22 protein-coding genes and 1 pseudogene are annotated in these 26,526 nt (G+C 70.5%); 13 read left to right on the top strand and 10 right to left on the bottom strand.

What is annotated here, in order from left to right; genetic code table 11:
- Positions 1–11 precede the first annotated feature (11 nt).
- The 5 genes from DMP23_RS20620 to DMP23_RS20600 are packed head-to-tail and all read right to left on the bottom strand — an operon-like array spanning position 12 to position 5,480.
- Positions 12–1,208: a cytochrome P450 gene (locus tag DMP23_RS20620; protein WP_337822171.1), complete on the bottom strand. Its 1,197-nt coding sequence runs from the start codon at positions 1,206–1,208 to the stop codon at positions 12–14.
- Between the two features lie 31 nt (positions 1,209–1,239).
- The gene (locus tag DMP23_RS20615; RefSeq protein ID WP_337822170.1) at positions 1,240–2,088 is read right to left on the bottom strand and encodes an SDR family NAD(P)-dependent oxidoreductase; all 849 of its coding nucleotides are present in this window, start codon (positions 2,086–2,088) and stop codon (positions 1,240–1,242) included.
- Positions 2,089–2,116: 28 nt separating this feature from the next.
- Positions 2,117–3,301 (bottom strand): cytochrome P450, encoded by a 1,185-nt coding sequence (locus DMP23_RS20610; RefSeq protein ID WP_337822169.1) that lies wholly within the window; start codon positions 3,299–3,301, stop codon positions 2,117–2,119.
- Positions 3,298–4,497 (bottom strand): FAD-dependent monooxygenase, encoded by a 1,200-nt coding sequence (locus DMP23_RS20605; protein WP_337822168.1) that lies wholly within the window; start codon positions 4,495–4,497, stop codon positions 3,298–3,300. Before DMP23_RS20605 ends, DMP23_RS20610 begins: the two co-directional genes overlap by 4 nt.
- The gene (locus DMP23_RS20600; protein ID WP_337822167.1) at positions 4,494–5,480 is read right to left on the bottom strand and encodes a UbiA family prenyltransferase; all 987 of its coding nucleotides are present in this window, start codon (positions 5,478–5,480) and stop codon (positions 4,494–4,496) included. The genes DMP23_RS20605 and DMP23_RS20600 overlap by 4 nt, the downstream gene beginning before the upstream one ends.
- A 375-nt stretch (positions 5,481–5,855) precedes the next feature.
- Between DMP23_RS20600 and DMP23_RS20595 the strand changes: the two genes are divergently transcribed.
- The 12 genes and pseudogenes from DMP23_RS20595 to DMP23_RS20540 all read left to right on the top strand — a co-directional run bounded on the left by DMP23_RS20595 (position 5,856) and on the right by DMP23_RS20540 (position 21,297).
- Complete coding sequence (locus tag DMP23_RS20595; RefSeq protein ID WP_337822166.1) at positions 5,856–6,761, top strand: polyprenyl synthetase family protein; 906 nt, start codon at positions 5,856–5,858, stop codon at positions 6,759–6,761.
- An 8-nt stretch (positions 6,762–6,769) separates the two neighbouring features.
- Positions 6,770–8,482, top strand: a complete 1,713-nt coding sequence (locus tag DMP23_RS20590; protein ID WP_337822165.1) for a prenyltransferase/squalene oxidase repeat-containing protein — start codon at positions 6,770–6,772, stop codon at positions 8,480–8,482.
- Entirely contained in the window at positions 8,479–9,810 is a 1,332-nt protein-coding gene (locus tag DMP23_RS20585; protein WP_337822164.1) for a cytochrome P450, read from the top strand. The genes DMP23_RS20590 and DMP23_RS20585 overlap by 4 nt, the downstream gene beginning before the upstream one ends.
- A complete protein-coding gene (locus DMP23_RS20580; RefSeq protein ID WP_337822163.1) occupies positions 9,807–10,568 on the top strand; it encodes an SDR family oxidoreductase in 762 nt (253 codons plus the stop codon). The genes DMP23_RS20585 and DMP23_RS20580 overlap by 4 nt, the downstream gene beginning before the upstream one ends.
- Complete coding sequence (locus DMP23_RS20575) at positions 10,565–11,446, top strand: phytanoyl-CoA dioxygenase family protein (protein ID WP_337822162.1); 882 nt, start codon at positions 10,565–10,567, stop codon at positions 11,444–11,446. Before DMP23_RS20580 ends, DMP23_RS20575 begins: the two co-directional genes overlap by 4 nt.
- 29 nt (positions 11,447–11,475) lie before the next feature.
- A complete protein-coding gene (locus DMP23_RS20570) occupies positions 11,476–12,654 on the top strand; it encodes a cytochrome P450 (protein WP_337822161.1) in 1,179 nt (392 codons plus the stop codon).
- 23 nt (positions 12,655–12,677) lie between these two features.
- A complete protein-coding gene (locus tag DMP23_RS20565; RefSeq protein WP_337822160.1) occupies positions 12,678–13,880 on the top strand; it encodes a cytochrome P450 in 1,203 nt (400 codons plus the stop codon).
- A 200-nt stretch (positions 13,881–14,080) separates the two neighbouring features.
- Entirely contained in the window at positions 14,081–15,058 is a 978-nt protein-coding gene (locus DMP23_RS20560) for a cytochrome P450 (protein WP_337822159.1), read from the top strand.
- A gap of 33 nt (positions 15,059–15,091) precedes the next feature.
- The gene (locus DMP23_RS20555; protein WP_337822158.1) at positions 15,092–17,194 is read left to right on the top strand and encodes a phytanoyl-CoA dioxygenase family protein; all 2,103 of its coding nucleotides are present in this window, start codon (positions 15,092–15,094) and stop codon (positions 17,192–17,194) included.
- Complete coding sequence (locus tag DMP23_RS20550) at positions 17,191–18,219, top strand: class I SAM-dependent methyltransferase (RefSeq protein ID WP_337822157.1); 1,029 nt, start codon at positions 17,191–17,193, stop codon at positions 18,217–18,219. Before DMP23_RS20555 ends, DMP23_RS20550 begins: the two co-directional genes overlap by 4 nt.
- Positions 18,220–18,221: 2 nt before the next feature.
- On the top strand, positions 18,222–19,481 hold the full coding sequence (locus DMP23_RS20545; protein ID WP_337824425.1) for a beta-ketoacyl-[acyl-carrier-protein] synthase family protein: 1,260 nt from the start codon (positions 18,222–18,224) through the stop codon (positions 19,479–19,481).
- Positions 19,478–21,297: pseudogene (locus DMP23_RS20540) on the top strand (1-deoxy-D-xylulose-5-phosphate synthase). Before DMP23_RS20545 ends, DMP23_RS20540 begins: the two are co-directional and overlap by 4 nt.
- On the opposite strand, the gene DMP23_RS20535 reads toward DMP23_RS20540, so the two are convergent.
- Complete coding sequence (locus DMP23_RS20535) at positions 21,200–22,030, bottom strand: NB-ARC domain-containing protein (RefSeq protein ID WP_337824424.1); 831 nt, start codon at positions 22,028–22,030, stop codon at positions 21,200–21,202. The pseudogene DMP23_RS20540 and the gene DMP23_RS20535 overlap by 98 nt on opposite strands.
- Positions 21,988–23,037, bottom strand: a complete 1,050-nt coding sequence (locus DMP23_RS20530) for an AfsR/SARP family transcriptional regulator (protein ID WP_337822156.1) — start codon at positions 23,035–23,037, stop codon at positions 21,988–21,990. The genes DMP23_RS20535 and DMP23_RS20530 overlap by 43 nt, the downstream gene beginning before the upstream one ends.
- A gap of 577 nt (positions 23,038–23,614) precedes the next feature.
- On the opposite strand from DMP23_RS20530, the gene DMP23_RS20525 reads away from it, so the two are divergent.
- On the top strand, positions 23,615–24,130 hold the full coding sequence (locus DMP23_RS20525; protein WP_337822155.1) for a hypothetical protein: 516 nt from the start codon (positions 23,615–23,617) through the stop codon (positions 24,128–24,130).
- 2 nt (positions 24,131–24,132) lie between these two features.
- On the opposite strand, the gene DMP23_RS20520 is transcribed toward DMP23_RS20525, so the two are convergent.
- From DMP23_RS20520 to DMP23_RS20510, 3 genes are all read right to left on the bottom strand, one after another.
- The gene (locus tag DMP23_RS20520) at positions 24,133–24,792 is read right to left on the bottom strand and encodes a class I SAM-dependent methyltransferase (RefSeq protein ID WP_337822154.1); all 660 of its coding nucleotides are present in this window, start codon (positions 24,790–24,792) and stop codon (positions 24,133–24,135) included.
- A 325-nt stretch (positions 24,793–25,117) separates the two neighbouring features.
- Positions 25,118–26,161, bottom strand: a complete 1,044-nt coding sequence (locus DMP23_RS20515) for a methyltransferase (RefSeq protein ID WP_337822153.1) — start codon at positions 26,159–26,161, stop codon at positions 25,118–25,120.
- Positions 26,162–26,164: 3 nt separating this feature from the next.
- Entirely contained in the window at positions 26,165–26,497 is a 333-nt protein-coding gene (locus tag DMP23_RS20510) for a hypothetical protein (RefSeq protein WP_337822152.1), read from the bottom strand.
- Positions 26,498–26,526 lie beyond the last annotated feature (29 nt).

Genomic DNA, 26,526 nt, shown 5'->3' with positions numbered 1-26,526 from the left:
GCCCGGTCCGGTCACCAGGTGACCGGCAGTTCGTGCAGTCCGTAGGTGAGCGCGTCCTTGAACGGCAGTTCGTCGATGCCCGCCGCTAGCCGCAGGCCTGGGATCCGGGTGGCGAGCGTGTCGAAGACGATCCGCAGTTCGGCCCTGGCCAGGTTCTGCCCGAGGCACTGGTGCACGCCGAACCCGAACGCGATGTGTTGGCGGGCATCGCGTTCGATGTCGAGTTCGTCGGGGTCGGCGAACGTGTCGGCGTCGCGGTTGACGATGGAGTTGAGCGCGATCACGCCGTCGCCCGCCCGGATGAGCGTGCCGCCGATCTCGACGTCCGCCATGGCCAGCCGCGGTGTCACCTCGGAGATGCTGAAGAACCGCAGCAGCTCCTCGACAGCGCCCGGGGTCTTGCCGGCATCGGCCCTGATGGCGGCGAACCGGTCCGGATCGGCCAGCAACGCCAGCGTGCCGAGCGAGATCATGTTCGCCGTGCTCTCGTGCCCGGCGATGAGCAGCAGCAGACTCGTGCTCACCAGTGTCCCGGTGTCGACCTCGCCGGATTCGCGCTGCCGCAGGATCTGCCGGCCGAGCAGGTCGTCGCCGGGGTCGGCCGCCTTGGCGGCCACCAACTCGCCGAGATAGGCGTAGAGCCGCATGACCGCATCGAGGCGCTGGTCGGCGGTGACCGACCTGCTCAGCGTGGTGGAGCTGCACTCCTCGAAGAAGACGTGGTCCGCGTAGGGCACCCCGAGCAGGTCGCAGATCACCAGCGACGGCACCGGCAGGGCCAGCGCCCGCACCAGATCGACGGCTGCCGGCCCGGCCAGCATGGCGTCGATCCGGTCGTCGACGATCGCCTGGATCCTGGGCAGCAGGGTCTTCGTGCGCGGCACGGTGAACTCGCTGATCAGCGCCCGCCGGGCCGCGGTGTGCTCCGGCGGGTCCTGGCTCGCCATCGGCAGCGGCGCGTCCGGGTCCACCCGCTCGCCCTCGAACAGCAGCGGAAACGCCGGGTTCTGCCGGTTGGCGCTGAAGTGCGGGCTGGTCAGCATCGCCCTGGCGTCGGCGAGCCTGGTCAGCGCCCAGGCGGACTGTCCGGTCGGCAGGGTGACCCGGCTGACCGGCTCCTCCGCGCGCAGCCTGCGGTACTCCGCGGGCGTGCCGAACGGGCAGGTCCGCGGCAACGGAAAGGTCTGGGGTGCCGCCTCGTGTGTCATGTGGACCGTCCTCCGCACGGTCCGGGCGCGGTCAGCGTAACGCCTTGTCGGACAGGAGTTCCGTGCTGAGTGTCCACAGTCGACCGGCGAGGTCCGGGTCGCTGGCGAGCCTGCCGGGCCGCCACTGTTTCCCGTTGCGGAAGTAGCGGCCGGTGACCGGCTCCAGCTCGGTCGCGGTTGCCACGTGGACGGCGGTCTCCGCGGCCTTGTCCGGGGTGCGCTGGAACGGCCTGGCCAACGTGAGGAACAGGCCGTACGGCCACGGGGTGTCCCTCCCCAGCCCGGAGCGGGTGAAGCACGGGTCGGCCGCGTTGACCGTCACCCCGGTGCCGGCGAGTCGGCGGGCGAGTTCGGTGGTGAGGAAGACGTTGAGCAGCTTGGTCGCCGCATAGGTCCGAATGTGGTGGAAGTCCAGTCCTCGCGGCAGATCCGCCAGGTCGATCCGTTTGACGTGCTGGTGCGCCGTGGACGCCGCGACGACGACGCGGGCGGGCGCGGACGCGACCAGCACCGGTTGCAACCGGTTGACCAACAGGAACGGCGACAGATGGTTGGTGGCGAAGTCGACCTCGAACCCGTCGACGGTGAGTTCGCGTCGCGGCCGGGCCACGCCCGCGTTGAGCACCAGCGCGTCGAGCCGGTCCAGCCGGGCGACCATCTCGCCGGCCAGCCCGTCGACCTGGTCCAGTGCCGCGAGGTCGGCGACCAGGAACTCGACCGCGGCACCGGGTACCCGCCGCTCGATCCTGGCCGCGGCCGCCCGGCCGCTCTCGACCGTGCGGGCGACGGCGATGACGGTCGCCCCCCGGCCGGCCAGCTTCGTCACGATCGCCTCACCCACCCCGCCGGCACCTCCGGTGACCAGGCACGTCATCGACATCGGCACACCTTTCGAAGCGTCGGGGTGGTCACCAGGTGACCGGGAGCCCGGCGAGGCCTCCGGTGAGCACGTCGGTGCGGATGTGGATCTCCTCAACCGGCACGGCTAGCCGCATGGTGGGGAACCGCGGGACGAGTTCGGTGAGCACCGCCCGTAGCTCGACGGTGGCCAGCGACGCGCCAGGGCAGTAGTACGGGCCGTGGCCGAAGACCAGGGGAGCGCCGACCGGCCGGGTCGGGTCGAACACGTCGGGGTCGGCGAAGACGGCCGGGTCGTGGTTGGCGGCACCGATCTCGAGCAGGACCAGTTCGCCTGCCCGGATCAGGGTGTCGCCGATCCGCACGTCCTCGCGGGCGTAGCGGGGGATCCCGGCGCCGCTGCCCTTGACCGAGTACCGTTGCAGTTCCGGGATCCTCGCGTCGATCAGCCCGGGGTCGGCGGCCAGGGCCGTCCACCGGCTCGGCTCGGCGAGCAGCAGCAGGCTCATCGCCAGTTGTGCCACGGTCGTCTCGTGCCCGGCGAAGAGCAGGGTCATCGACAGGACGGCGATCTCGTGGTCGGCGAGATCCTCGTGATCGCACAGCCGCGAGATCACGTCGTCGCCGGGCTCCTGCCGCTTGCGTGCGACGAGCTGGTTGCCGTAGCCGAACAGATCGACCATACCCTGCTGCGACCTGGCGTTGTCGCCGACATCGGCGGCGGCCTGGGTCCACGTCCGGAACTGACCTCGGTCCTCGTAGGGCACCCCGAGCAGCTCACAGATCACCAGGATCGGCAGCGGTACCGCCATGGCGTCCTGCAGATCGGCGACCGGGCCGTGCTCGGCGAGCCGTTCGGTCAGCTGCCGGGTGAGGGTCTGCACGCGCGACTGCAGCCCGCGCATGCGCTTGGGGCCGAAGTGCGGCAGCAGCAGGCCGCGCATCCGGGCGTGGTCGGCCGCCTCAGTGTCGAAGTTGCCGGTCGGGCCGCCGAGGACGACCGAGTCGCTGATCCGGGGGGCGTTGCCCGGATCGGGGTGCGACCGGCCGAGTCGGTCGTCGCCGAGCAGGGCCCTGGTGTGGTCGTACCCGACGACCAGCCACGCCTCGTCGCCGGTCTGGGTGCGGACCCGGTGGATGGGGCCGCTGGACTGCAGCTTACGCAGCGTCGGTGGCATCTGCAGGGGGCTGGTGCGCTCGAACGGCAACTGGGGCAGTTCGACGGTGGCCGTCACGATGTCCTCCACTGTGGTGCGATCCGATCGTCCACTTGGGACGGTTGCCAGCCCATGAGTCGGTCGAGCGCGCGGACGGTGACGGCCGACGGGAGCAGGCCGGCCGCGGCGACACCGAGGTCGCGCAGCGCCACGGCCGGCGCCGCCGTCCAGCATCCGACCGCGCCAATACGCCGCGACTGCCGAGTCAGAGTGACGCTGCGTGGGCGGCGCAGCCGGGTGTAGCGGACCGGTGCGGTCGGCATCCGGTCCACTGTGGACGCATCGGCCGGGCCGACGGTGTGCATCACCGCAGTGGCGTCCTCGAGCGCGAGGCCCGCGGCCCCCAGGTTCGGCGTCATCGCGTGCGCCGCGTCGCCGACGAGCACGACCCGGCCGTGGTGGAACTCCGGCAGCGGGGTCGACAGGTCCTCGATGTCGTTGTGCAGCAGGGATTCCTCGCTGACCATGGCGAGCAGCCGCGGGATCGGCGAGTGCCAGCCGCCGAACCTCGCGACGAGGTCGGCCTGGTCGTTGGCCGACCCCGGTGGTGCGACGGCCAGAGCCGAGCAGTGCACGAGACCGCCGGGCAGCGGCAGGATCGAGAACCGCAGCCCCCGGCCCCAGGTCTCGCCGGCGACCGTGACGTCCGGTGCCCTCAGCACCATCCGCCAGGACGTGTAGCCGGCGTAGCGGGGTTCGGGGTGGTGCGGGAACAGGGCGCGGCGGGTGGCGGAGCGGATGCCGTCGGCGGCGACCACCAGGTCGGCGGTCAGCTCGCCGTCGTCGGTGCGCACCACCGCCTTGCGCGTGGCGTCGCCGCTGCTGCCGATGTGCGCCGTGGTCCCGGTTCGCAGCGTGCCCGCCGGCAAAAGCGCGGCCAGCGCGTCGATCAGTTCGGCGCGGTGGATGGACAGCACCGGGTCGCCGAACCGGCGGCGGATGAAGTCGAGGTCGGTGCGGGAGATCCACCGGCCGTCGGGCCTGCGCACCCCGCCGTGCGTCTGCTCGATCGCCCGCGCCATGACCTGCTGCTTGGCGCCGATCACCGCCAGAGCCCGCACTCCGTTGGGGGTCAGGCCGATCCCGCTGCCGACCGGCCGCAGCGCCGCCGCCCGTTCCAGCACGGTCACCCGCCAGCCGAGTCCGGTGAGCCCGACCGCGGTGGCGAGGCCGCCGATCCCTGCGCCGATCACGACGGCGTCGGTCCCGCTCACGACCGCACCCCGGGCCTGGCGCCTGCCACGCGCCGGTTCGGCTCGTACCGATGGCGCATCGCCGCCTGCCCGGCGATGGTCAGGGCGGCCGTCGGCAGCAGCACGGCCAATGCCGCGCCGAGGCCGTTGTGGCCGGCGATGAACGCGCTCGGCAGGCAGAGTCGTTCGATGACGATCAGCTCGTGCGCGCGCAGTCCGTCGGCGCGGGGGACCGGTCGACCGGCCCGCACCAGGACTCGCACCGAGGACACGGTGAGCAGCACCGCCGGCAGCAGCACGATCGCGTAGGCGGCCGTATCGACGTCGGTAGGCCACCACAACGGCAGCGCGACGGCGAGTGCGAACCATGCGAGGTCGAACAGGGCGATCACCCGGAGAGTGGCGAGATCGCCGTGCCGCACCGGGAAGGTGCGGTACCCGCCCTCGGCGTCGCCCGCCGTGTCGCACAGCGCGCCGATCAGGTTCGACGACGAATCGTGGATCCACAGCAGCAGCGCGACCGGGAGGAGTTCGACCGGCACGGTGCCGGAGACCGACAACGCGCCGAGTATCAGCGCCAGTGCGGTCGGGCCACCGCGCACGAGGTTGCCGAGGATGCCGCGGGCCTTGAGCAACCGGCTGTAGGCGACCCCCAGCGCGCCGGCGAGCAGCACCAGGACGAGGTTGCGCGGATCGAGCGCGACCGCGATCCCGCCGCCGAGCAGGATCGTCACCCACATGCCGGCGAACGCGGCGCGCGGGCTCATCCGCCCGGACGGGATGGGCCGGTGCGGCTTGGCGCCCGCGTCGAGGTCGCGGTCGTAGAAGTCGCCGCCGTACAGCGACGCGACCCAACCGAGCGTGGGAACGAGCCAGACCCCGACGAGCTGCCAGGCCGCGACCGGCGCGCCGGTGAGCAACGCCCCGGCGACGGCGACCGGACCGACGTAGAACAGCGTGTCGACTCGGCACACCTCGGCGTGCGCGAACAACCGGGTGCGCAACGAGTGAATTCGGCGTGTTTCGCCCACCTGTTACCCCCGTATTCGCAAAGGAGCTTGATTCGGACCGTACGGGGCTGTTTCGGGACCGGTCAATGTCGTCAACGGTAGAATTCCGGACTTTCAGGATCGTGCCAGAAGAATGTCGACGGGTGCAGAAACATACCAGGTGGAAGCCAGGATGCTTCGGCTAGAGTCGGTTGCGAACATCGGTCTTACCTGCGGCGATCTCGGGGGTAATTGGTGCTGAAAGCTTCTAAGCCGGCTTCCAAGGAAATGTCGGAAATGCGGGTGGATCGGAGTGTCGTTCGCGAGTTGTCAGCTGTCGTCGTCGACCGGATCCGGAACCGATGGCCGGGCGAAGGAGACACCGACAGGTTGGCCGAGATCTGCGGCTACGCCCTGTCCACGACCGGAAAACTGTTCCGGCCGATGCTGCTCCTCGAATGCGCACTCGCGGTCGGCGGGAACGTCGAGCACGTGCTGCCCGCGGCGGTGGGCGCCGAGTGCGGCCATGTGGCGAGCCTCATCCACGACGACATCATCGACCGCGACGACGTTCGCCGCGGTCAGCTCGCGACGCACCGCAAGTTCGGCACCGAGGACGCCATCGTCGCGGGCGACGCGTTGATCTTCGACCTGTTCGCCGGCCTCGCCGAGTGCCGTGCGGCCGGTGCCACCGCCGACCGGGTCGTGTCCGCGTTGCACGCGGTCGCCCGGTCCGGCATCGACCTGTGCCGGGGACAGACGCTGGAGGCCCAGGTCACCGCCGAGCGGTGGTTCTCCGTCGAGACCTACCTGCGGGTGGCCGAACTCAAGACCGCCGCGTTCTTCCGGGGCGCGTGCGAGAGCGGCGCGATCCTCGGTGGCGGCAGCGAGACGGAGATCGCCGCGCTCGCGGCCTACGGCGGGCACCTCGGTCGGGCCTTCCAGATCCAGGACGACCTGCTGGCGTTCGTCTCCGACGACACCACGACCGGCAAGCCGGGCGACAGCGACCTGTCCAACGGCCGGATCACCGCCCCGGTCGTGTTGGCACACCTGCACGCCGGTGCCGGGGACCGGCTGCTCATCGAGCGGCTGCTGTCCGGTGTGGACGATCCACCTACCGGGCTGCGGTCGCTGCGCGACGTCGTCGAGCGGACGGGTGGGCTGCGCCGGGCGAACGAACTGGCAACCGAGACGGCCCAACTGGCACGCCGAGCACTCGACGCGATCCGGCCGGCGCAGAGCCGCGACCGGCTGCACGAGTACGCCGTCGCCGTGATCGCCCGACAACAGTGAGGGAGCACATGGACCGCGCGAAACTCACCAGCCGCACCGTGGACGCCGTCGAGGCGTCGGTGGACCACCTCTGGGCGCGACAGCGCGCGGACGGCTCATGGGTCGACCGGCTGTCGTCGTCACCGATGACCACCGCCATGGCGGTGATGGCACTGGCCCGCGCCTGCCGCGAGACGTACGCGAAACAGATCGAACTCGGCCTTTCCTGGCTGGAGCACAACCAACGCGCCGACGGCGGCTGGAGCATGGCCGATACCAACCCGCCGAGCAGTCCCGGCACCACCGCGTTCGCCATCGCGGCGTTCGAGTCGCTGGCGCCGGGCACCACCCGATCACGGATCGACGCCGCCCAGGCGTTCATCGAGTCCAACGGCGGCGAGAGCATCATTCCCGGCATGGTCGGGTCGGGGCCACGGACCTGGCCGGCCGCCGCCGCGATCGCCTACGTCCTCGCCGGGCTGCGCGAACCCGACCAGCAGCCGTACCAGCCGTTCGAGGTCATGCTGCTGCCGCGCGCCCTGCGCAACAAGGTGAGCATCGGCCTGCCGGGAGTGCTGGCACTGGGCATCATGCAGTCCCGGACGATGCCGGCCGGCAGGCTGCAACGCCTGGCGCAGCGGCTTTCCGAACCCCGGGCGCTCGCGTGGCTGCGGGCCGTGCAGGGGCCCAACGGCGGTGTCGAGGAATGCCCGATGCTGTCGGCGTTCATCTACATCGGACTGCACGACGCCGGTGTCGGCGAGGACATCCAGGTCGGTTCGCTGTCCTACCTGCTGGAGACGCAGCGCGACGACGGATCCTGGGCGGTGGACCGGGATCTGGAGATCTCGGTGACCGCCTACTCGATCCTGGCGCTGGCCGAGCTGTCCGACGTCGCGGCCGATCCCCGGCTCGAACCGACCAGGGACTGGCTGCTGTCCACCCAGTGGACCGAACCGTTCCGGCCGTTGGGTATCCCGGCGGGCGGCTGGTCGTGGAACGTGCCGTCCGGCTGGCCGGAGTCCGAGGACACCGCCGTCGTGCTGTACGTGCTCGGCCTGCTCGGGCTCACCAAGGAGTACCCCGCCGTCGCCGACGGGCTGCGCTGGCTGCGCGCGCGGCAGAACCGCAACGGGTCGTGGTCGGAATGGGTGCGCAACTCCAACATCCTCAACGACCGGCCGTGCCCCGGGGTGACCGGCCACGTGCTCCTCACGATGAACCTGCTCGGCGACACCGGCGGCGCCCGGTCGCCGGCCGGCAGGGCGCTGGCCTACCTGCGGCGCGTCCAAGCCGCCGACGGCGCGACCCCGTCGATCTGGTTCCGCGACTCGACCCACGGCACCGCCAAGGTGCTCGAGACGTTCGCCGAACTCGGCCGGCCGCAGGATCTCGTTGCGGTGAAAGCGAAGCAGTGGCTGCTCGGCAAGCAGCGCCCGGACGGTGCGTGGCCGTTGGGGGTCGAGGTCGGGGTGGAGGGCGGCACGGTCGAGGAGACCGCCTGGGCGGTATACGCCCTGCTGCTGTCCGGTGTGGACCCGTGGTCGCCCGCGATCACCTCGGCGCTGGAATGGGTGTTGGACAACCAGCGGACCGAGGGCGCCTGGAGCCCGAGCCCGGTCGGCCTCTACTTCGACGATCTCTGCTACACCGACGACCTCATCGCCCACACCTTCACGACGCGGGCTCTCGCCAGGTGGTGCAAGCTCACCGGCACGGCGGTTCCCGTGGGTGGCCGGTGACCGGGTTGCCGCCAGGGCCGAGGCTGCCGTCGGTCGTCCAGTCCGCGTGGTGGGCGCTGCGGCCACAGGGTTTCGCCGAGTCGTGCCGGCGGCGCTACGGCGGACTGTTCACCGCCCGGCTCTACCCGTTCGGGCCGGTCGTGCACGTCGCCGACCCCGAACTGATCAAGCAGATCCTCACCGCCCCGCCCGGGGTGTACCGCGCCCGCGACGCCAACCGGCCGGTGGAGTTCGTCGTCGGGTCCCGGTCGCTGCTGCTGCTCGACGACGTCGCCCACATCAGCAGGCGGCGCGTGCTGCTGCCGCCGTTCCTCGGCGGTCGGGTCGGCGCGTTCGCCGGCGAGGTCGAGACGATCGTTGCCGAGGCGGTCGCCGGGTGGCCACGGGGCCGGCCGGTGCGCCTGCACCATCGGCTGGCGCAGATCACCCTCGAGGTGATGATGCGGGTGGTGCTCGGCATCCGGGACGGCGATCGCCTGCACGAACTGCGCGAACTCGTACCGGAACTGCTCCGGATGCACCCGGCGATCGTGCTGTCGTCGAAACTGCGCTGGGACCTCGGAAGGCGCAGTCCATGGGGCCGGTTCGTCCGGGCGCAGCGTCGGGTCGACGCGGTGCTGCACGCCCAGATCGCCGACCGCAGGCGAGGCGCGGGCCCGTCCGGGCGCGACGTGCTGTCCCTGCTGATGGAGCAGGACGGCGACGCGGCCATGACCGACGACGAGCTGCGCGACCACCTGGTGACGCTGCTGGTCGTCGGGCACGAGACCACCGCGACCGCGCTCGGCTGGGCGATCGAGCGGCTGGTGCGCCATCCCGACGTGTACCGGCAACTGCGGGAAGACATCGACGACGGCGGCGCCGACCAGCTCGACGCGGTGATCAACGAGACCCTCAGGGTGCGGCCGGTCACCATGGACATCGGCCGCACGCCCGCACGGACCACAGAACTCGGCGGCTACCGGATCCCGGCCGACACCATGCTCGCGGTTTCCTTGGGGCTGCTGCATTCCTTGCCGGAACTGTACGACCGGCCCACGGAGTTCCGGCCGGCCAGGTTCCTCGGCGTCCGGCCACCGGCCTACCACTTCCTGCCGTTCGGCGGCGGCCCGCACCGCTGCCTCGGCGCGACGCTCGCCATGCTCGAAATGCGGGTCGTGCTGTCGACTGTGCTGCGCACGGTCAACCTTCGACCGGCCGATTCCCGTTGGGAGAAGGCGAAAGCGTCCGGTCCGATGCTCGTTCCCGCCCGTGGGGTCGAGGTCGTGCTGCTGGACAGGAACCGCCGCGGCGTCGCCGCCACGACACAGGAGGCACAGCAGACGTGACGCAACCACAACTGACCGGGCAGCTGGCCGTGGTGACCGGCGGGTCGCGCGGCATCGGGCGGGCGATCGTCCGGCGCATCGCCGCGGCGGGCGCCGAGGTCGTCCTCACCTACCGGGCCGACGAGGTCGCGGCCAAACAGGTGGTGGCCGAGGTGGCCGCCCACGGCGGTCGCGCACACGCCGTGCAGTGCGACTTCGGCGTCCGCGGCGCGGAGGCTGGGCTGTTCGCCGCGGTGGACGAGCACCTCGCCGCGACCGGCGCCGCCGGTGTCGACATCCTGGTGAACAACGCGGGCATCGCGATGTCCAAGCCGCTGGCCGAGGTGACCGAGGACGACTACGACACCGTGATGACGGTCAACGCCAAGGCCGTGTTCTTCACCCTGCAGCAGGCGCTCACCCGGCTCAACGACAACGCGCGGGTCGTCAGCATCTCCTCGATCAGCACGTCTTGGGCCACCGGCGGGGAAGCCGTCTACGCGGCGAGCAAATCGGCCGTGGAGCAGTTCAGCCGGGCGGCGTCGCGCGAACTCGGCAAGCGCGGCATCGCCGTGAACACCGTCGCCCCCGGCGTCACCGACACTGACATGGTTCGCGGCTCGATCTCCGACGACATGTTGCAGGACGCGGCCTACATGACATCGATGGGCAGGCTCGGGCTGCCGGACGACATCGCGGGAGCGGTGCTGCTGCTGGTGAGCCCGCTCGCCGGCTGGCTCACCGGACAGCACCTTCGCGCGGACGGCGGCCTGATGTGACCGGGCCGCGGACAGCCGCCGAGGTCTCCCTGGACCGGCACGTTGCCCCGTTCGACCAGCAGGCCGTCGACGCGTCGGTCGAGCGGCACGGCGCGACGATCCTGCGGTCGGTGTTCCCACCCGCCCTGGTGGCTCGGGTCAACGCCGAGGTCGACGACTGGCTAGCCACCCACCCCGAGGACGGACAGCCGCCGACCGACTCCGACCCGTATGCGGCCTACCTCGGGCTGAGGACCAAGCGGGTCAACGCCATGATCGCGAAGCTCCCGTCGCTGCCCGAACTTGTGGCCAACGAGCCGACGGTCGCCTGGGCGCGCCGGGTGATGGCCCCACGCTGCACCGCGATCCTGTTGAACACCAGCGAACTCATCGAGATCCAGCCGGGTGAGTCGGCCCAGCCGATGCACCGCGACAGCCAGTGCTGGGCGCACGTGCCGATGGCGGGCGCCCCGGTGATGGTCAACGCGATGATCGCGCTGACCCGGTTCACCGAGGAGAACGGCGCCACCGTGGTGGCCCCCGGCAGCTTCGGCTGGGGAATCGAGCGATGGCCGCAGGACACCGAGCTGACCCAGGCCGTCATGGAACCCGGCGACGTGCTGCTGTTCCGCGGCGACCTGATCCACGGCGGCGGTCCCAACAGGACGGTCGACGAACGCAGGCGCGCCGTCTCGATCAGCTACTGCGCCGGCTGGCTGCGCACCGTCGACAACGGCGTCCTCGCCGTGCCGCCGGACCGGGCCCGCGCGCTCGACCCGACGACGCGGGAGTTGCTCGGCTACGCCATCTACGACGGTCTGCCCGAGTTCGGTGGCGTGCTGGGGCTGACCGCCGACGGCGACCCGCGGTACCTGTTCGAACCGGCCGACGCCGACTAGCCCACCAGAGCAGCCTGTCCGGAGGTCCCATGTCCGTCCCGCGCACGATGCCGCTCGACCGGCCGGTCCTGCTGGACCCCCCGCCGGGCTACGCCGAACTCCGGTCCAGCGAACCGGTGGCGAAGGTGATCATGCCCGGTGGTGGCGAGGCCTGGCTGTTCACCCGGTACGATGATGTCCGGACGATCATGGCGGACACCCGGTTCGGGGTGATCCCGCCCGGCACCGACACCACCGGCAACCCGACCCTGGCCCAGGACGGCGACGGACACCGACGGTTGCGCCGCCTGGTGTCGCGGGTGTTCACCATGCCGAGGATGGTCGGCCTCGAACCGCGCGTGCGGGCGCTGGCCGACGAACTGGTCCACGCCGTGATCGCCGCCGGTCCCGGGGTCGACCTGGTCGCTGCGCTGAGCAGACCGTTGCCGCTGACCGTGATCAGCGAGATCCTGGGCGTCCGGGTCGAGGATCGCGACGAGTTCCAGACCTGGGTCGAGGCCGCCAACGCGCTGGTCGTGCCGGTGGACGACCCGGAGAAGGTCGCCGAGTACGCGGCGCTGGGTCAGGAGCTGTGGAACCACGTCGCCGCACTGGTCACCGATCGTCGCGCACACCCCGGCGACGACATGTTGAGCGACATGATCCGCGGTCAGGACACCGACAGCGACCGGCTCAACGAGGCCGAACTCGTCGTCACCGTGATCACCCTGCTCACCACCGGCTACCTGACGACGGCGAACGCGTTGTCCGCCGGTGTCATCGAGCTGGCCACCCACCACCGGTTCGGTGAACTCGCCGACGACCCCGACCGGATCGAGCACGCGGTGGAGGAGGTGCTGCGGCGGCAGACCGGACCGGGCAACGAGGCGTTGCCGCGGTGGGCGCAGGTGGACCTCGAACTGGCCGGCACGTCGATCAGGGCCGGGGACATGGTGCTGGCCCGGCTGGAGGCGGCCAACCACGATCCGGCGCGTTTCCCCGACCCGGATCGGTTCGACCCGTCGCGCACGGCGAACCCGCACCTGGCGTTCGGCTACGGCCGGCACCACTGCCTCGGGGCCATCCTGGCCCGGATCGAGCTGCGCGCCGCGGTGGCCGCGCTGGCCGCCCGCTGCCCGAACCTGACGCTCTGCTGCGCCCCGCAGGACGTGCCGTGGACGGGCCATCCGTTCGACGACGGCCCGGCGCGCATACCCGTCGCGTGGTGACCGCTGACATGGGGAGGACGTGAATGGAGACTCGTAGGCCTGCGTTGGTCGACCGGTTCCGGCCGGTCGACCTGGAACGGGACTGGGACACGCTGCGGCGTGACGCCCCGGTGGCCCGCGTGCCCTGTGCCGACGGCGAGGCGTGGCTGCTGTCCCGGCACGAGGACGTGCGATTCGTGTTGAGCAGCAAGGACTTCGCGGTCACGCCGTTGACGGTCGCGCCCTCGGAGGGGACGAACAACTCGATCTTCCAGGACCCGCCGGGGCACACCAGGTTGCGCAGGCTCATCTCGCCCGCGTTCACGGTGCGTCGCACCGAGCAGCTGCGGCCGTTGGTCCAGGCGGGCGCCGACCGGCTGGTCGCGGCCACCACCACGCTGTCGGCGCCGTTCGACCTGATGGCCGCGGTGGCCTACCCGCTGGCGATGGACGCGATCTCCGAGGTGGTGGGCATCCCGGTGGCCGGCCGGGAGACGTTCCTGCGGTTGGCGGGCGCCATCCTGGTGCCGGACGAGAACGAGGAGCCAGACGTGATCGTGGGCCATGCCAAGGCTCTCGACGACTACATCCACGAGATCATCGAGGACCGCAGGCGTCGCGGCGGTGGCGGGCAGGACGTGCTCGGTGTCCTGCAGGCCGCGCTCGGCGAGGACGCGCTGAGCGACGACGAGATGGCGCAGTTGGTGCTGGGCCTGCCGATCGCTGGGTACGTGAGCACTACCACCGCGCTTGCCCTCGGCATGCGGTACCTGGTGGACGGTGGCTGGCTGCCTCGGCTGCGGGCCGAACCCGGCCTGGTCGCGCCGTTCGTCGAGGAGCTGCTGCGGTTGCAGTCCGGTGACAACGGCGAGTCGATGCCCCGGTACGCGACGGCGGACGTGACGGTCGGCACGACCAGGATCGCCAAGGGGGACATGGTGATCGCCCCGCTGATCGCGGCCAACCGCGACGACTCGGCCTTCCCCGACCCGCAGATCTTCGACCCGTCGCGGCGCACGGACCCGCACCTGGCCTTCGGCGCCGGGATCCACCGCTGCGTCGGCGCGCCGCTGGCCCGGATGGAGCTGCAGTGCGCCGTGCGCGCACTGATGACAGTCGACGCGGACCTCACGATCGAGACCGACCCGGCGGACATGCGCTGGCGGTCCAACCTCTTCGGTGACGCGTTCCCCGAGGAACTGATGCTGCGCTGGGCGGACGAGGGGAGCGGTCATGGCGCCGACTGACGACGACGCACCGTCCATTGTGTACCCGTTCGCTCGGACGTCACCGATCGAGCCGTCGCCGGACCTGCACCGGGTACGCGAGCAGGCACCGGTGTCCAGGGTCCGGATGGCCGACGGCCGGGACGCGTGGCTGGTCACCCGGTACAGAGGACGTCAAGCTGCTGCTCGCCGACCGCAACTTCGGCACCAGCTACCCGGGAGTGTCACCCGTCGACCCCGACGATCCGATCGCGGCGTTCATGTTCCTGACCGATCCGCCGGAGCACACCCGGTTACGGCGTCAGGTGTCCAGGGCGTTCACCGAACGCCGGATCGCCGGGCTGCGCGAGTACGCCACCTCGACGGCGCAGGACCTCGTCCGGTCGATGCTGGCCGTGGGCGACGGCGCCGACCTGCAGTCCGCCTTCGCCTATCCGCTGCCGATCGCGGTCATCTCCGAACTGCTCGGCATCCCGGACGCCGGCCGCGACAAGTTCCGCCGGTGGGCCGACATCGTCCTGCGGTCGGCGGGCCTGCCCGACGACGAGGTGTACACCGGTTTCGAGGAGCTGCGCCGGTTCGTCATCGACGTCGTCGACGCCAAGCCGGACGGCGCCGACCTGCTCAGCCAGCTCGTCGTCGACTCCGGCGAGGGCGACGGCCTCAGTCGAGCCGAGATCAACGCCATGGCGCTGGGGCTGTTGATGGCCGGCTACATCACCACCGCGCACGCCATCACCACCGGCGTGGTGCGGCTGATGCTGCGGCGCGACTTTTTCACCGGACTGACCGAGCGAACCGTCGATCCGGCGGCCGTGGTGGAGGAGCTGTTGCGTTGCCAGGACGAGGAGATCGGCATCCAACGCATCGCGCAGCGCGACGTGGAGTTCCGCGGCGCGCTGATCAAGCACGGTGACACCATCGTCGTCTCCCGGGTGGGCGCCAACCGGGACCCGGATGTCTTCGGGCAGGGCGACCAGGTGCGGCCCGGCGGCGACAACGGCAGGGCGCACCTGACGTTCGGGTTCGGGCCGCACCACTGCCTCGGTGCCGCGCTGGCCCGGATGGAGCTGACGGTGGCGCTGGTGACCTTGGCGACGATGCTGCCGACCCTCGAACTGGCCGCGCCGCTGACCGAGATCGGCTGGCAGAGCGACGGGATGGACATCTCGTTGCGAAGCCTGCCGGTCCGGTGGTGAGCGGTCGCCCGCGCAACCTAGAAGGGAGCTGACGTGATACGAGAACCCGAAGGCGTGCCCCGATTCGCGCCACCGTACGACGTCGAGGCACTCGACGACGCCGTGCGCACCCGCGGCGCGGCCGTCCTGATCGGAGCGTTCGATCCGGCGCTGTGCGACCGGTTCGTCGCCGAGGTGCACGACTACCTCGACCGGCATCCCGACCGCCGGGAGCAGGCGGCGAAGTCGATCCTGGGGTCGTTCCAGGGCCCGCGGTCCAGGACGCTGCACGCCCTGGTCGGCCGGGTACCGGTCGCGACCGAGATGGTCGCGCAGCCCGACCTGCTCGGGTGTGCCCGGCGGTTGCTGGCTCCGTTGACGGCGAGCGTGCTGCTGACGATCGCCGAGTACATGAAGCGCCATCCCGGTCAGGAGTGCCAGTCCCTGCACCGCGACACCGAGGCGTGGACGCACGTACCGATCGGGGAGCACCCGGTCGCGGTCACCCTGATGTGCGCGATGAGCGATTTCACCGCGGACAACGGGGCGACCTGGGTGGTGCTGGATAGCCATCGCAAGCCCCGGGGCGAGACGCCTACGATGGCCGACGCGGTCCGGGCCACGATGTCCACAGGGGACGCTCTGCTGTTCCGGTCGGACGTCTTCCATGCCGGTGGCGCCAACGACACGGTGGACGACGTCCGGCGGATTTTCTCCCTCGGCTACCAGGTCGGCTGGCTGCGGCCGGTGGAGAACAGCACCCTGCGTGCCGCCCGCGCTGGCCGCCGGTCTGCCCCAGGATGTCCAGGAGCTGCTCGGCTACTCCGCCGAGCTGGTGCTCGGCCTGTACGAGGGCGACCACCCGAGCAGCGCCATGACCAGAAGTGTGCAGCCGGCATGACCGCCGAGCGACCGGCCGGTCTGTTCGAAGTGGTTTTCCTGGCGACTCACACCGAACTGTTCGGCAGCACCCAGAGCGTGATGGCCGCCGAGCTGGACGCCCCGCTGCCGGCCGCCACGCTCGTCGACGGGCTGCGCGTGCTGAGCAGGCGCCAGCCGATGCTGCGCGCCCGGCTGGCGGGCGAACCACCGGACTGGCGATTCGTGTTCGATCGCACCTTCGACGACGTCGAGGTCGGCACGGTGTCGGCAGACACCGGGTGGCTGGCGGAGATCTTCGCCGCCGAGTGCGACAACGTGCTGGACCTGACCAGGGGTCCACTGTGGAGAGTGCTGCTGGTCGACGGCGGCCAGGGTGTGGTGGCCGTGGTGGTCACGTTCGCGCACGCGATCGTCGACGGCGTGTCGGCGATCGCGTTCATCCGGCAGCTCGTCGACTCCGTTGCGGAGGCGGAATCGCACCCGGTGCGGCCGCCCCTGGAGGACCTGGTGCCGGTCGTGCCGGCCACGGCCGAACCACCACCAGCGCCCGCGCCGACCGGGGAGTGGCCGTTCGTCGAGGAGGTCGAGCTGACCCTGCGGCGGACCAACGTCGTACTCGGCCGCATCGAGGAGTCCACTGTGGACCTCATGCGGCGGCGGTGCAGGGCGGAGAACGTCACCGTCGACGCGTTGTTCGTGACGGCCACGCTACGGGCGTTGCGGCAGCGGATTCCGGCGGCCCTGTCGGTACCGGTGATCTGCGCGTTCGACGCGCGGCCCGTGCTGGAGCCCGGGGTGCCGGCCGCCGAGATCGGCATGTACATGAAGGACCTCAACCTGTTCGACCCGGAGTGGGCCGCGGACCGATCGAGCCTGTGGGAACGGGCCAGCCGCATCGCCGGACAGATCGAGAGCAGACGGAACTGGGAACTCGCACACCCGGCGGGCTACACGGCGGCCGACATACACACGCAGATCCGACTGGCCGCGGCGTACCCGATGAAGAGCTTCCCGTTCGGCTTCTCGGTGTCCAACCTCGGCCGGCAGTCGTTCGTCCGGGGCTCGCGGCCGTCGTTCCGGTCGCTGTACCTGAGTTCGACCGACCGGATCGGCATTATGGGCTTCCAGTTGGTGCTCACCGAGATGCGCGGCGAACTGTTCCTGACCTTCGTGCACGCCGACCCGCTGATCGCGCCGGACACGATGGCCGCGTTGCGCGACGACATCATCGCCACGGTTCGCTCGGCGGTCCACGACGACGGCGGGCCGGCATGACCGGAACCAGAACCCCCGTGGCGCGCGCGCCCGGCTTTGCCTGGCCGCGGGACGTCGTCCGGGTGCCGGACGAGGACTGGGTGACCCGCCCGCTCGACGAGTTCGGCGTCCGGTACAACCAGGTCGGCGGGCACGCCTACTACCAGAAGAACCTGGACCCCCTGGTCGCACAGGCCGCCGTCGCCATCAGGGACGGCCAGCTGCTCGTCGACTACTCGGCCGGCACCGGCCTGCTGACCCGGCGCGTTCTCGACGCCACCCCCGCGCGGATCGGGGTACTGAACGTCGACCCGTCGCCGAAGTTCCTCCGGGTCGCCGTCGAGAACCACGCGGACGACGAGCGCGTCGCGTTTCGCCTGCTGCGTCAACGGAAGGAGGAGAAACGGCTGGAGACCCTCGACGACGTGCTCGACCCGGCACTGGCCGGCCGGGTCGACGTCGTCACGGCCGCGAACGCCATCCACCTCTACCCCGACCTGCACTCGACGCTGACTTCGTGGCACCGGGTGCTGCGGCCGGGCGGCATCGTGCTGATCAACTCGGGTTGCCTGCGCAACCCGCACGCCCGGCGGGCGGACTGGGTGCTCGACGACACGGTCGACCGGGTGAACGAGATTGTCGTGGAGCTGGTGCTGCGCGAGCCCGCGTTCGCCAGGTACCGCGAGAACGTCGTCGACCGGGACCGATGGTCGGCCTACCTCGCCGCCCGGCAGAAGGCGTTCGTGCCGCTACGCCCGCTGGACGCCTACACGGATGCGTTGTCCCTGGCGGGTTTCGACGTGCTCAACGTCAGCGACGCGACCATCTTCGTCGACGTCGCACAGTTCGCCGAGCTGTTGGTCACCTACCACGAGAGCGTGCTCGGCTGGGTCGGCGGAACGGCGCGGATCGCCGGTGTCGGCCCGTCCGAGCAGGCGCTGCGGGACCGGTTCTTCCTGATCCGGTACGGCCTGGAGCGGACCTTTCCCACGGCCGACGAGTTCCCGTGCAACTGGACCTACCTGACCCGCCGGCGGAAGGGATGACCATGGAAGCCGTGGCGATCACCGGTCGGGGCGCGCTGTCCCCGTTGGGTGTCGGCGTGTCGAGGACGGTGATCGGCGTGCTGTGCAACGAGATCGCGATCCGGCCCGCGCCGTGGCGGCAGGGCGACGGCCGTGCCGGGCTGTGGTGGGGGACCGTGCCAGGCTTCGAGCCCAAGGAGTGGGTGGACGGCGACGTGCTGCGCGGCACCGACCTGTTCGCCCAGTTCGCCGTCGCGGCGGCACAGCAGGCGGTCGACGAGGCGGGCCTGGTGAAACCGGACCGGCGGCGGACCGCGGTGGTGCACGGCACCAGCATGGGGGGCATGGCGACGCTGCTGCGTGCCCAGCACGCCCTGGACTCGGCGGGGCCCGAGGCGATCGACCGCAAGGCGATCATCAAGTTCTGGCCGAACATGGCCGCGGCCCAGATCGCGATGCGCTGGCAGTTGCACGGGCCGTTGCTGACGCTGGCCGGCGCGTGCGCGGCGTCGGTCGACGCGATCGGCACCGCCGCGCGGCTGATCGCCGACGGGCGCGCGGACACGGCGATCACCGGGGCCACCGAAGGTGGGTTCGCCGTGCCGGACGCCGAGGCCGACGACGGCTTCGTCCCGGCCAACTTCCACAGCCAGGCCCGCTACGGACTGGAGACCACCGAACAGGACCGGCTGCGCGCGGTGCTGCCGTTCGACCGGTGCCGCTCCGGCATCGCCACCGGCGACGGGTCGGCGATGGTCGTCCTGGAGAACGCGGCGCTGGCGCGCGCCAGGGGAGCGACGGTGTTCGGCGAGGTCGTCGGCTACGCGTCACTGTCCGACGGGCACCACCCGTCGTCGCCGCACCCGTCCGGCCGGTGGGAGGCCGAGACCATGCGGGCCGCGCTCGACGACGCCGAGATCGGACCGCGCGACGTCGGCGCGGTTGTCGCGCACGCCGCCGGCACCCAGAAGGGGGACGCGGCCGAGATCCGCGCGATCAACCAGGTCTTCTGGGGCAGGTGCGACCCGCTGCCGGTGACCAGCGTCAAGGGACACCTCGGCCACACCGGCGCCGCGTCCGGGGCGATGAGCCTGCTCATGGCGCTGCACGCGTTGACCGACGGCGTGCTGCCCAATGTCGCCGGCACCGACGACGTCGACCCGGAGGCCGACTTCGAGGTGGTCGTCGGCACCCCGCGCGCACTCGACGCGGAGTTCGTCCAGGTCAACGCGTTCGGCCTCGGTGGGCAGAACGCGTCCATGGTGATCAGGCGCGCCAGGTGAGGCCGGCGGACATCCGCGGTCCGCGCGACATCCGTGGGCTGGACGCCTGCCGGCTCGCCGAGCTGGCCGCCGCGATTCGCGGGCTGCTGGTCGAGAAGGTCCGACGCTGCGGCAGCTATCTCGGGTCGAACCTGGGTGCCGTCGAGCTGACCATGGCGATTCACCGGGTCTTCGACTCACCCCGGGACCCGGTGATCTTCGACACCGGCCACCAGGCCTACGTCCACAAGATCCTCACCGGCCGGGCGGCCGGTTTCGACCGGCTGCGCAAGCGGGACGGGTTGTCCGGCTATCCCTCCCGGGCGGAGAGCGAGCACGACTGGGTCGAGTCGAGCCACGCGTCGGCTGCGCTGGCCTACGCCGACGGGCTCGCCAAAGCGTCTACATTGGACGGTTTGCCTCGGCATGCGGTGGCGGTCGTCGGCGACGGTGCTCTCACCGGCGGGATGTGTTGGGAGGCGCTAAACAACCTCGCCGTCGGACCGCGCCGCCCGGTCGTCGTCAACGACAACGGCCGATCCTGCGCGCCGACGGTGGGCGGCCTGGCGAAGCACCTGGCCGCGCTGCGTGAGCCGGCCGGATCGCGGCAGCCGTTGTCGCGCAACCTGTTCGAGAACCTCGGCATCGCCTATCTCGGCCCGGTCGACGGCCACGACATCGCAGCGCTGGAGACGGCGCTGTGCCGGGCGAAGGACCTCGCCGCGCCCGTGGTGGTGCACGTGATTACCCGCAAGGGCAACGGCCATCCGCCCGCCGAGCGAGACGATGCCGAGCGGATGCACCAGGTCGCCGCCACCGATCCGGCAGCCGCCCCGGTGCGGTCCTGGACGGCGGAGTTCGCCACCGAGCCGGTGCGTATCGGCCACCGCCGCGCCGACCTGGTGGCCATAACCGCGGCTATGCCGGGTCCGACCGGTCTCGTCGCGTTCGCCGACGCCTTCCCCGACCGATTCTTCGACGTCGGCATCGCCGAGCAGCACGTGCTGACCTCCGCGGTCGGGTTGGCACTCGGCGGCAGGCATCCGGTGGTCGCCGTGTACTCGACGTTCCTCAACCGCGCGTTCGACCAGCTGCTGATGGACGTCGGCCTGCACCGCGCCGGGGTCACCCTGGTGCTCGACCGGGCCGGGCTCACCGGCGACGACGGTGCCAGCCACAACGGCATGTGGGACCTCGGCATGGTGCCAGGCATCCGGTGGCCGCCCCGCGCGACGCGGCGACACTGCGCGAGGAGCTGGCCGAGGCGGTCGCCGTCACCGACGGCCCGACCGCGTTGCGGTTCTCCAAGGGCCCGGTCATCGTCTCTGTGCCGGCGCTCGACCGGATCGACGGCGCGGACGTGCTGTTCCGGACCGACCCGTCGAACCGGCCGGACGTGCTGCTGGTCGGGGTCGGCGCCTTCGCCGAACTCGCGGTACAGATGGCGCACCGGGTCGGCGACCAGGGCATCGGCGTGACGGTCGTCGACCCTTGATGGATTGTGCCGGTGCCTCCGGTGCTGGCCGAGCTGGCCGCGGCTCACCGCCTCGTCGTGTCCATAGAGGACAGTGGCCGGCACGGCGGCTTCGGCTCGTGCCTGGCCGCGTTGCTCCGCGACGCCGAGATCGACGTGCCGCTGCGGGACGTCGCCGTTCCGCAGCGATACCTCGACCACGGCACGCGGGCGCAGCTGCTCGCCGATCTCGGGCTCACCGCACGCGACATCGCTCGCCGCACCGTCAGCTGGGCGATGCGCTCTCCGGTGCAGCAAGCTGAACTCGCACGTAGTCCAGCAGCGCCGCGTTCACCAGATAGTTCGGTTCGTCGGAGCCGTTGATCACGACGCTCGCCAGGTTGGCCGCGATCAGGTCCTCCACCACCAGGTGGGCCTGACCGCCGGTCAACTTTGCGAGCGTCGTCACCGTCACCCGCATCCCCGGCCGGGTCACGATCCGGCGCAAGGTATTCTGTGTCAACGGGGTCAGCATCTCGTAACTCAGTCGGACGACACGCTGGAACGGGATCTCCCAACCCAGCAGACCGGCCGTGCGATCGGAGTTGTCGGTCAACCCGTCTGCCAGGTAGCGCACCGGCAGTTGCCGGTGCGTCATGAGGTAGGCGGCCGTCTCGCGTACCGCCATCGGATTGCCGCCGCACAAGGTGATCAGCCGCTGTGACGCGTCGGGCTGCTCGCGGAATCGTTGCCGCCCGATGATGCCGGCGAGCAGGTCGGCCGCCTCGACGTCGGTCATGGGCTCGACCCGCAGCTGCAGGATCCCCGGCGAGGTGGCCAGCCGCCTGCGGGACGTGGCGATCACCGCGCAGCTGGCCGTGCCGGGCAGCAGCAGATCGAGTTCGGGCATGCTCAATACGTCGTCGAGCACCAGCAGCACGTGCTTGTCGGCGACGGCGTCGCGCCACATCGCGGACAGCGCCACCGCGCCGGACGGCAGTTCCCCGTCGACCATCCGGGTCGAGCGCAGGGCGTCGGCCAGCACCGACGCGGCCGTCGCGCCGCCCGCGTTGCTCAGCTGCACGTACCACTGGCCGTCCGGGTACCGATCGCGCAGCTGGTGGCCGGCGCGCCCCGCGAGCGTGGTCTTGCCGATGCCGGGCGGGGGCCGTGCAGGGCGACGATCCCAGGGGTGACCCCGTCCGGTCGCAGCGTGTCGAGGATGGAGGTCAGTGCGTGCTCCCGGCCGACGAAGTCGGGGACGTCGCGGGGAAGCTGACACTGCCGCGCCGTGCCACCGTGCCGGGCGGCCGGGATGGTGACCGGCTCGGCCGCTGCCGTGATCGCCGTGGTCGGTGTCCTGGCCGGCCTGCGGTCGTTGAGGATGTCGTCGTGCAGGGCCTCGAGTTCGGTGCTCGGGTCGATGCCGAGTTCGCCCCGCAGCAGCGCGGAGGCACGCCGGTAGGACTCCAGCGCGTCGGCCCGTCGCTCCGACCGGTACTGGGCGGAGATCAGCTGCTTCCAGAACACCTCGCGCAGCGGATACGCCGAGGTCAGTTCGATCAGTACCGGCACGATCTCGTCGTGTCGGCCGGCGTCGAGGTCGAGCGCGATCCTCCGCTGCAGCAGCGCGAGCCGTGCCTCGTCGAGTTGCCGGGCCGGCCCTTCGCGGAGCACGTCCGACGGCAGGTCCTCCAGCGCGTTTCCGCGCCACAGGCCGAGAGCGGACCGCAGGGCCGCCATCTCGGTCTCCTCGTCACCCGCGGTCCTGGCCTCGGCCGCCTGCGCTCGGTACCGCTCGAAACAGGTGAGATCCAGCTCCGCGGACCTGGCGTCCAGGATGTAGCCGTCGCCGGCCGCGTACAGATGGTTCGGGTCGAACGACGCGCTCGCCAGCGTCTTGCGGACGCGCATCACGTAGGAGTAGAGCGACGCCCGTGGTTTGAGCGGTGGGCTTGTTCCCCAGACGGCCTCGGCCAGGTAGGCCGCCGACACCCGTCGCCCGGTCTGCAGCAGCAACGCGGCGAGCAGAATTTTGGGTTTCGCGGCAAGCCGTAACTCGGTTTTGTCGTGACGAATCTCGAATGGGCCGAGCAGGTTGAAACATAAACAAGGTACCGGCATCGACGACCCCCGTGCGCCCGGATCCCTCCACGTGATGTGAAATCCCCCTTAGCATGGCAATGCGGATATTCTGTCGAAACGCATCGTAGCAGAAAATAATAGCAATTTTTGGCTGATTTAGGACGCCCTGGCCCGCGTTGCGGACGCCCCGAAAGGCCGTGGCCGCGTGCACCACCGGCAACCTTCCGTCAGCAGCTCGCTGTCCGCAGTCGGTCGTCCTCGTCGCACCTCCGAACACTCCGATCAGACGGTATCGTCCCGACCCCACACTGCCCGGATGCAGCCATCGCTACATCGTCCCGTAGAACCCGGAAAATCAGATATCCGAATATCTCGGGACTGGTCCCGAGATATTCGGCTAAACTCAGATCCTTTTTCGCGCACGTCAGTACTCACAGGTGTTTCCGTCGAGTTTCGGTTCACCCGAACAGCCTCTATTCGAGGCCGAGTAGCCTTGTTGTACGTGCTCCACTGTGGATACGGCTCGGTCGGCGCGCAGGGGTCCCGCTTCGGCCAACTTTTGTTCGAAAACGCAGGTACGTGGGTGGTCGGCCCGTGTGGACAAAGGAATGGTGCGATGTTCGACGGTCGATGGAGATGGGTGCGCGGAGCCGCGTTCGTCATGGCGCTGGTTCTGGCGTTCACGGGGCTGACAGCGGTCGCCACGGTCACCGGCGCAGCGGCCGAGGCGGGGTGCGGCCCGGTGCGCGGCGCTGCCGTCCCCTCGGTGCACGACGACGGGGCTCGCCGCGGTGCCGGCGCGCGAGGCGCGGAGCCGGAGGCGTCGGTGGCGACGCAGGTTGCCGCGAGAGCGTCCGCGACCTACTCGGCGCCCGAGACGGCTCGGCGGATGATCTCCGACAAGCAGTACCGGTCCGCAGTGACGTTGACCAACACCACGGCGGCACCGTTCGCGGCCTCGACGCGGGTGTTGTCCTGCCACTGGACCCGCCCGAACGGCGAGGACGCCACTTCGGCGGGCAACCGGGAGGAGGTCCGGCTGCCCGGCGACCTCGCGCCGGGTGCCTCGGTGACGCTGGACGCCCTGAGTCCGACCCGGTGCAGATCGGCTTCGAGTTCTTCGTCTCGGTAGGGCTAGCTCGACAGCAGTTCCGAGCGGGCAAGAACCGACCCGGCCGCATCCAACTGCGCGATCACGATCTCGGTGCGGTGCTCATCCGCCCAGTTCGGCGCGATGTCCCAGCGGTAGACCACGACGGCATTGCGACCGTTGCGGCGGACGAGTCGGTCGCCGATGTCCAGCCGGGTACCCCTGGGCCTCACTAGTTCCCAGGTGCGGGAGGTGAGTACCAGGCGCCCGCCCCGGCGCAGAAGCCGTGACATCGCCTCCAGAGCGGCAACTCTGCCTCGCGCGCCCTCGGCATGGTGCAGCGAGTTGTCGACGCAGAACACCATGTCGAAGGTGTCGTCGTCGAAATGGTCGGGCAACTCGTGCCAGTTCGCCCGCACTGTCCGGACGGATGCCCTGCACTTCTCGGACAACTCCGCGGTCCGACGAACCATCGCCTCGCTGGCGTCGGTTTCGACAACGCGCATGCCACGACCGGCGAGACCAACCGCCAACTGCCCAGTCCCGCAAGAGCAATTGAGGACGTGAGCGTTCGACGGCAGGACACCGAGGACGTCATCGAACGACGACGCGAACTCGACCGGAGCCAGCTTTGCATCCGAGATGAGCCACTCGTACGCCTCGGCAAGCGCGTCATAGCCACCCACAACCACTACTTCCGTCACGCGGCAGACTCCCGGCGGCCATCAGTACATCAGTGGGGCAAGTCGGCCACCGATGGTTTCCGCAAGGCCAACGCCTCCGCGCATGTCGCACAGCGAGTTGCCATGCGCAGTCGGCGGGCGCCGGTTCCGCTGTGTGTCGATGTATATGGTGCGGCGAGCACCCCGAAGCAGTACAGATCGACCGCGTCGACCATGGTCCTGTTATCCTGAAATGATTTCCCGGAAACGTTGTCGAACTGCGCATTCGGATGGTGCTGAGGTGCCGGCAGCCTTCTCCATGGCACGGCCGCCCGGATCCGGCTCCACACTCGTCCGGCGTCAGCGGCTACTCCGGGATCAGCACCATGACGGAGTTGCCGCCAGAGGCGGGCAGGAACCGTTCCAGGCGTAGGCCTGCCGCGGTGTGCAGGCCACTGTGTTCGGCCTCGGTGCGCAGCCGGCCGCCGCTGTTCATCAGCACCAGATCGATGGCGGTGAGCACGTCGTCGGTCGCGGACGTGCCGAACCGTTCCGGCGCAACAGGTTCGGCGACGAGGACGCGTCCGTCGTCGGCCATCGCGGCAGCGCAGTTGCGCAGGATCGCCACGCAGCGCTCGTCGCCCCAGTCGTGCAGGACGTTCTTGATCACGTATGCGTCCGAGCCGGCCGGGACCGCGGCGAGGAAGTCGCCGCCGACGAACTCGGCCCTGTCCTGCAGTGCCCGGTCGACGATGAGCTTCTCCGCGCCGGCGCGGGCGTCCGGGCGGTCGAAGACGATGCCCCGGGTGGACGGGTTGGCGTCGAGGACGGCGGCGAGCAGGGTGCCGTGGCCGCCGCCGACATCGACAACCGTTGCGCACCAGGAGAAGTCGTACGCGTTCGCGATCGCCGGTGCAGTCTGGCGGCTCTGCTCGAACATGGCCTGGTGCAGCAGGTCGAACTCGGCGGCGTGCTCGTCCCTGACGTCGGTGGCCGGAGCATCGTCGAGTTCCCACGCCTGTGGGCCGGTGCGAACGCAGGCGGCCAGTTGTCGCCAGGCGCCCCACATGACGTCGCCGCTCATGAACAGCGCCAGCGACCGGACGCCGTCGGGGGCGTCGGTGCGCAGCGGCTCGCCGACCGGGCTGAGCGTGAACGTGCCGTCGGCGGACTCGGCGACGATGCCGAGGACGGCCAGTCCGCGCAGCAGTCTTCGGGTGCGGTCCGGGTCGGCGCCCACCCGGTCGGCGAGGTCCGCGGCGGTCATGGAGCGTGCGGCGAGTTCGTCCGGGATCCGCAGTTCCGCCGCGGCGTGCACCGCCTGCGGGATCCACGCGCTCATGAACATCCGGTTCAGCCGGAACCATGCCGGTGCCGCGGCGAGATCGTCCGCGCTCGTGCCGTCGTGCACGGCTCAGCCGCCCTGTTCGTCGAGGTAGTAACTCGCGGCACTGAAGTTCCACGGTACTTCCGGATTCCACGGTACTTCCGCGGGTGCCGGCGCGGCCCTTGTTAGTTCGAGCCGGGGCGTGAAACTGAGGTAGATACCGCCGACCGACTGGTCGCGGTCGAGCGGTTCCATCCGGTCCAGGTGGTTGAACGGGTTGCGGTCGTCGGACCCGTCGCCGGACAGCTCCCTGACCGCCAGGTCGTAGGCGGACGTCGCGTCGTCCATGTCCTCGATACCGGAGATGATGCGCAGGAACGCGTCGTGCAGGTTCAGCTGTTCCTTCTCCTGAGCGGACAACCGCTGCGCGTTGTAGAAGTGGTAGTCCT

Origin of the sequence: Amycolatopsis sp. A1MSW2902 (assembly GCF_017312175.1) — a bacterium.
Lineage (GTDB): Bacteria > Actinomycetota > Actinomycetes > Mycobacteriales > Pseudonocardiaceae > Amycolatopsis > Amycolatopsis nivea.
This window is presented reverse-complemented; position numbering and strand designations above follow the sequence as displayed.